The 5,995-nt window shown below is 74.9% G+C and carries 8 protein-coding genes; 1 reads left to right on the top strand and 7 read right to left on the bottom strand.

What is annotated here, in order from left to right; all coding sequences use genetic code 11:
- Window positions 1-288 precede the first annotated feature (288 nt).
- A complete protein-coding gene (locus PAI11_RS05585) occupies window positions 289-1,149 on the top strand; it encodes a DegV family protein (RefSeq protein WP_007571770.1) in 861 nt (286 codons plus the stop codon).
- A 9-nt stretch (window positions 1,150-1,158) separates the two neighbouring features.
- On the opposite strand, the gene PAI11_RS05580 is transcribed toward PAI11_RS05585, so the two are convergent.
- The 7 genes from PAI11_RS05580 to PAI11_RS26165 form a co-directional block, all read right to left on the bottom strand.
- Complete coding sequence (locus PAI11_RS05580; RefSeq protein ID WP_007571769.1) at window positions 1,159-1,383, bottom strand: hypothetical protein; 225 nt, start codon at window positions 1,381-1,383, stop codon at window positions 1,159-1,161.
- Entirely contained in the window at window positions 1,380-1,862 is a 483-nt protein-coding gene (locus PAI11_RS05575; RefSeq protein WP_050897122.1) for a phage holin family protein, read from the bottom strand. The genes PAI11_RS05580 and PAI11_RS05575 overlap by 4 nt, the downstream gene beginning before the upstream one ends.
- A 4-nt stretch (window positions 1,863-1,866) precedes the next feature.
- Complete coding sequence (locus tag PAI11_RS23965; protein WP_007571767.1) at window positions 1,867-2,535, bottom strand: hypothetical protein; 669 nt, start codon at window positions 2,533-2,535, stop codon at window positions 1,867-1,869.
- The gene (locus PAI11_RS28030; protein ID WP_244406512.1) at window positions 2,532-2,666 is read right to left on the bottom strand and encodes a DUF4235 domain-containing protein; all 135 of its coding nucleotides are present in this window, start codon (window positions 2,664-2,666) and stop codon (window positions 2,532-2,534) included. The genes PAI11_RS23965 and PAI11_RS28030 overlap by 4 nt, the downstream gene beginning before the upstream one ends.
- Before the next feature lie 90 nt (window positions 2,667-2,756).
- The gene (locus tag PAI11_RS05565; RefSeq protein WP_007571766.1) at window positions 2,757-3,371 is read right to left on the bottom strand and encodes a TetR/AcrR family transcriptional regulator; all 615 of its coding nucleotides are present in this window, start codon (window positions 3,369-3,371) and stop codon (window positions 2,757-2,759) included.
- Window positions 3,371-4,270, bottom strand: coding sequence for a nitrilase-related carbon-nitrogen hydrolase (locus tag PAI11_RS05560; protein WP_040598561.1), 900 nt, complete (start codon window positions 4,268-4,270; stop codon window positions 3,371-3,373). Before PAI11_RS05560 ends, PAI11_RS05565 begins: the two co-directional genes overlap by 1 nt.
- Before the next feature lie 95 nt (window positions 4,271-4,365).
- Window positions 4,366-5,115, bottom strand: coding sequence for a MerR family transcriptional regulator (locus PAI11_RS26165; protein WP_007571763.1), 750 nt, complete (start codon window positions 5,113-5,115; stop codon window positions 4,366-4,368).
- Window positions 5,116-5,995 lie beyond the last annotated feature (880 nt).

Genomic DNA, 5,995 nt, shown 5'->3' with positions numbered 1-5,995 from the left:
CGCTGGCGCCCTCCGGCCCGGTCGCCGCGGCGGACGGGCTCTCCGGCCGGCCGCTGGTGGTCGACGAGCGCCGCGGCGCCGGCCACGTGGTCACGCTGGGCTTCTCGCCGCTCTTCCGCGGCCAGTCGGCCGGCGGCGAACGGGTGCTGGCGGCGGTCCTGCTGGCCGCCCGCTGACGCGCCCGCCCGCTCGCCGCGGGTCGGGCGCCGTTCGCTGCGCCTGACGTCGGAAGCGGCGCGACGACCGCCCAGCGATCCGTCGCGGCGGCGCACGGATAGGGTGCTCGGCATGCCCGTCGCGGTCGTCACCGACTCCACTCACTACCTGCCCGCCGACCTCGTCAGCGAGCACGGGATCCACCAGGTCAGCCTCTACGTGACCCGCGGCGGCAGCTCGGAGCGCGAGTCCTCGATCGTCGACTACGACGCCTTCTACGCCGGCCTCCGCGACCAGTCCGACCTGCCGTCGACCTCGCAGCCGTCGGTCGGGGACTTCCTGGCCGTCTACGAGCCGCTGATCGCCGCCGGCAGCGACATCGTGTCGATCCACCTCGCGGGCGGGATCTCCGGGACCGTCGAGTCGGCCCGCCAGGCCGCCGAGATCGCGGTCGGCGACAGCGGGCGGACGATCGAGGTCATCGACTCGCGGATGGCCTGCGGCGCGCAGGGCCTGGCGGCGCTCGCGGCCGCCGCCGGCGCGGCCTCGGGCGAGCTGGACCAGGCGGTGGCGCGCGCGAACGAGGCGATCGCCAGCCTCCAGCGGACCTTCATCTTCGCCGTCGATACGCTCGAGTACCTGCGTCGCGGCGGCCGGATCGGGACCGCCCAGGCGTGGCTCGGCGGGGCGCTGAAGATCAAGCCGATCCTGACCCTCGACGGCGAGATCACGCCGATCGAGCGGGTGCGGACCTCGAAGCGCTCGTTCGAGCGGATGGTCAAGGTCGCGGAGGAGCTGGCCGCCAGCGGTCGCGACGGCTGGTGCGTCCAGCACATCCAGGCCCGCTCGGAGGCCGAGCGGCTGGCCGCGGCCGCGCAGGAGATCATCGGCACCGAGCCCCGCTTCATCAGCGAGGTCGGTCCCGTGATCGGCTCCCACGTCGGCCCCGGCCTGCTCGGGATCGGCGGGATCCCGGCCGCGTTGCTGGCCTGACGCAGGGCGCTACCGGCGGCGCCGGAGCAGCCCCGTGAGGGCGCCGATGCCGCCGGCGAGCACGAAGCCGCCGACGCCGACCGCGACGGCGACGGCCTGCTGGTTCTTCTTGACCTGCCGGCGCCAGTCCGACAGCTCGGTGACGTCGCTGCGCAGCAGCTCGATCGAGCTGGTCAGTTCGCGTCGGTGGTTCTCCAGCGACGCCCGGATCTCGGCGGGGGTGCGCGTGCTCATCGGCGGTCCTTGTCGTCGATGGTGGCCGGCGGGACGCCGGTCGGCGGGGGCGGCAGCGTGCCCGACGCGGTCGAGGAGACGCTCTCGCGGATCAGCTTCGCCTCGGCGATCGCCTGGCTCGGGACCGGCGGCGCGCCCTTCTTGACGAACTTGTAGGCCAGCAGCCCGCCGACCGCGGCCAGTAGGAACAGCAGCGCGGCGACGATGAAGTAGCCCCAGAAGATCTGGTTGCTCGGGAAGTCCAGCAGCCACCAGAAGAAGAACGCCAGGCCGTGCAGCAGGAACAGCCCGCCGAGCGCGATGAAGACGCCGGCGGCCACGCCGACGGCGGCGCCACGACCGAGGCTGCCGACCTTCTCGGCGACCTCCGCCTTGGCCAGCTCGATCTCGTCTCGGACGATGTGCTGCGTGCGCTCGGTGACGGCGGCGAGGTTCTCGACGACCGTCTTCAGCGACGCCTCGCGGGTGGGCGGGTTCATGTCGTCACCGGCGGACAAGGGTCCGGAGGATGATCGCGGCCAGGACGCCACCTGCGAAGGCGGCGGCCAGGAGCACTTCGGGGCGATCCTCGGGGATCAGCCCACCGAACGTGCCGGCCTGGTTGGACGGAGTCGGGGTGTCGTCGCCGACGGGCGGGATCGATCCGCCGGCGGGCGGCGACCACGCGGGAGCGACCGGCTCCGGCGTCGGCTCGGGGGCCACGGCAGCCGGTTCGGGCTCGGGGACCACGGCGGCGGGCTCCGGATCGGGCTCGGGCTCGGGCTCGGGATCCGGATCCGGGGCGGGCGCCTCGGCCGCCGGCTCGCTCGGCTCGGCCTCCTCGGGCGCGCTCTCGGGCTCGGGCGTCTCGGCGGCCTCGGCCTCGACGACGGCCGGCTCGGACTCGGCCTCGGGGGCAGGCTCCGGCTCGGGCTCCGGCGCGACCAGATCGACTTCCGGCAGCGGCTCCGCGGGGATCGCCTCCGGCTCGGGCTCGACGTCCCGCTGCTCGGGCTCGGCCTCGGCGGCGGCTGCCTCCGGCGGCACGGCGGCGCCGGCGTCGACGAGCGCGTTGAACTCGGTGGTGGTCGGCGGCACCGGCTGCTCCGGCGACGGGACCCAGTCCCGAGCCGGATCGCCCTTGCTGTCGCCGCTCTTGGGCTTGTCGCTCACTCCGGGGGCTCCTCTCCGAACACGCGGCGCCAGATGACGCCAGCCGTTCGTTGGGCGGCAATGCTGGCGAGCACGCCGAGTCCGGCGACGAGGCCCGACCAGACGAGACGCTTCACGAGCTCGTTCTCCATCGCCGCGATCCTATCCACGCTGGCGGAGGACACCACGCTCCGCCACCCCCGGTCGCGGGCCGGCCGCGGCGATCGAACGGCAGGCCGCGGTCACGGGCGCGCGTCGAGGCCGCCGCAGATCGTCTCGACCAGCGTCTCGACCGCCAGCCGGCGATCCTCGGGCCCCGCCGGCATCAGGTCGAAGATCCAGGCGGTCAGGATCTGCTCGATCCCGCCGTAGAAGACGATGCCCGCGAAGCTCGCCGGGATGTCGGAGCGCAGCTCGCCCCTGGCCTGGGCGTCCTCGACGATCTGGGCGATCCCCGCGTGGCCCTCCTGGATCTTGGCCCAGTGGCGGCGGCCGAAGGTGTTGGCCTGGCGCGTGACCTCGACGATCACGACCTGCATCACGTCGGGCCGGTGGCCGTAGCTCTCGACGATGAAGGTCGCGACCTTGGCCAGCTTCTCGCGCGCGGTCAGGGCGTCGTCGGCCTTCGCCTCCTCGATCACCTCGAGCATCAGGCCCCAGCGCTCGAGGAAGACCTCGTCGAGGACCGCGTCCTTGCTCTTGAAGTAGTGGTAGACCAGCCCGTAGGCGACGCCGGCCTCGTCGGCGATGTCGGAGACGCGGCAGTGGTTGAAGCCGCGCTCGGCGAAGACCCGGATCGCGGCGTCGAGGATCGCGCGGCGCTTCTCGACGCTGGCGGCGGTCGGTCGGGTGGCCATCAGGGCTGCTCCTCGGTCGGCGGGGTCGCGGTCGGCGGCGCTGCCCTGCGCCACGCTGCGGCCAGATCGCCCTCGGGCAGCGCGCCGAGCGCGGCGGCCACGTCGGCCCGTCGCTGCCGCAGGACCGGCAGCTGCTCGCGGACGACGTCCTGGTGGTCGAGGTCGAGGTCGGCGACGGCGAGCCCCTCGTCGACGTCGGGCACCTCGGCCAGGATCGTCCCCCAGGGGTCGACGATCATCGAGCGGCCCCCGGAGCGGATCCCCGGAGCATGCTCGCCGTGCTGGTTGGCGGCCAGCACGAAGGCGCCGTTCTCGATCGCCCGCGACCGCAGCAGGACCTCCCAGTGGGCCTGGGTGGTGCGCTCGGTGAAGGCGGCGGGGACGCTCAGGATCCGGGCGCCGGCGGCGGCGAGCGTGCGGTGCAGCTCCGGGAAGCGCAGGTCGTAGCAGACGGTCAGCCCGACCTGGGTGCCGTCGGCGAGCGCGCTGAGCACCGGGCGATCGCCGGCGTCCTCGTCGGCGGACTCGCGGTAGCGCGTGCCGGCGACGTCGGCGTCGAACAGGTGGAGCTTCCCGTAGGCGGCCGCCAGGCGCCCGTCCGGCGCGACGTGGAGCGCGGTGTTGGCCAGCCGCCCGTCGGGGCGGCGTAGCGCGACCGAGCCGGCCAGCAGGTCGATCCCGAGCTCGGCCGCGGTCGCGCGCGCCCAGGCGACCGCCGGGCCGTCGAGCGGCTCGGCGCCGGCGCGGACGTCGCCCGTGCGCCCGAGCAGCGGCCACTTCTCCGGCAGCAGCACGACCGTGGCGCCGCGCGCGGCCGCCGCGCGGGTCAGCCGGTCGGCCGCCTGCAGGTTGGCGGCGGAGTCCGGGGTGCTGCGAAGCTGAACGACGGCGGTGCGCATCGAGATCAGGGGAGCCACGTTGACTGACTGGTCAATCGCCCCGCAAGCATAGCCGCCGCGCGGGGCGCCGCGGGACCGTTGCGCGGGATCACGGCTCAGCCCGAGCGGCGAGCCCGCACCAGCTCGCGTCGCATCAGCCGCCCGTGGATCGCGCCGATCAGGTCGCGCAGCGGTGCCGCCCCGCCCAGCATCAGCTCGGCGGCCCGATCGGCGTCGATGTCCTGGTCGACCATCCGGTGCAGGAAGGTCTGGGTCTCCTCGCGCACCAGCGGCTCGAGGCCCTCGAAGTAGCGCAGGACGTCGTAGGCGGTGAAGCCGATCTCCTCGCCGAAGCCGGTTCCGCGGAAGCGCATGATCGCGTCGACGATCAGCGTCTCGTCGGGGTCGTAGCCCGCCGAGCCGTCGCCCAGGACCCCGATCTCGGCGAACTTGTCGAGCAGCGCCTCGGGGACGCCGGTCCGGGCCACCAGGTCGGCGCGGGCGACGGTCGCCAGGTGGTCGCGGGCCTCCGGCCGCTCCAGCATCCGGTCGAGGATCGCGTCCTCGCGCTCGGCCAGCGTCCGGGCCCGCTCCAGCCCGCCGTCCTCGCCCAGCAGCCCGCGGATCGCCCGCAGCGGCATGAACCGCTCCTCCTGCAGCCGCTTGACCAGCCGGATCCGCTCGACGAACGACGGCGGGTAGTAGGCCATGTTGCGCGACGTGCGTACGACGCCGGGAGCACCGTCCTCGGGCTCCAGCAGCCCCTCGCGGAGGTAGTGCTTGACCGTCGCCGGGCTGACGTCGGCCTGCTGGGCCAGCTCGGCCATCTTGAGCAGGCCGTCGTTGTCGCTCGGACGCGTCGTCATCGGAGGACGTCGAGGGTACTACCTGCGACGGAGCGAGACGTCCTACTTCTCACTCCGACGTCCCGCTACGACGAGCGCTCAGGCCCGGGCCCGAGCTTTCCGATAAGCGGCAGAACCCGACCACCTGAGGGTCGGGACCAGCTTCAGGTTGTGGGCCGTTACAACCCCGGCCGCGGCCGGTTCCGGCGGGGCGACGCGGACGACCGCCGGACGCGGGATTCTGTCGCCCTGCGGGCCTCCCCCGGGCCGCCGGCGGTCGCGATCCGACCGTGGCCGGAGCGTCCGAGCCCGCTCGACCGCCGCCGGGAGCTGCCGGGGACCAGGCGTGCGGGCGGCCCGACGGCCGCCGGTTCGACGGTCGCTCGCCGGACCGGCCACGACCGCTCCCGCGGGGCTCGCGGGCCGCCCGCGGGAGGTCCCACTGGCCGGCGCGGCAACGGCGACGGCGCGGCGGGCGGGCGGGGCGGACCGGCGAGCACCGGCAGCCCCGAGACGGCCGCGGGGATCGGCGGAACGAGCCCCTGCCGGGCCCCGGCGGCCCGAGCGGGCCGGAGAGGCGCTCACGGGCGGAAATCGCCTGTGAGGCCCCGTACGGGCCGTCTGCGGGGCCGGAGGCCATCGCGAGGGTCCTGAGACCCCCGAGCGACCCCGGAAGGCGCTCCGAAGCCGAGGCGCGGTGGCCTCGGCGGCCATCGACGTCGCAGCTAGGACAGGTGCGAGGTGCGGCGCTCGGACGGGTGCGAGGACGGCTGCGCGGGTCGGCGCTCGTCGGAGCGCATGCGCGGACGCGGCGGCGGCCGCGCGGCCGAGCGCGACGGTGCCCGTGGACCCGCGAGCGGGGATGCCGGCGCGGGCGGGCGACCGCCGGAGCCCGCGAGCG

The sequence above is a fragment of the Patulibacter medicamentivorans genome, assembly GCF_000240225.1.
GTDB lineage: Bacteria > Actinomycetota > Thermoleophilia > Solirubrobacterales > Solirubrobacteraceae > Patulibacter > Patulibacter medicamentivorans.
This window is presented reverse-complemented; position numbering and strand designations above follow the sequence as displayed.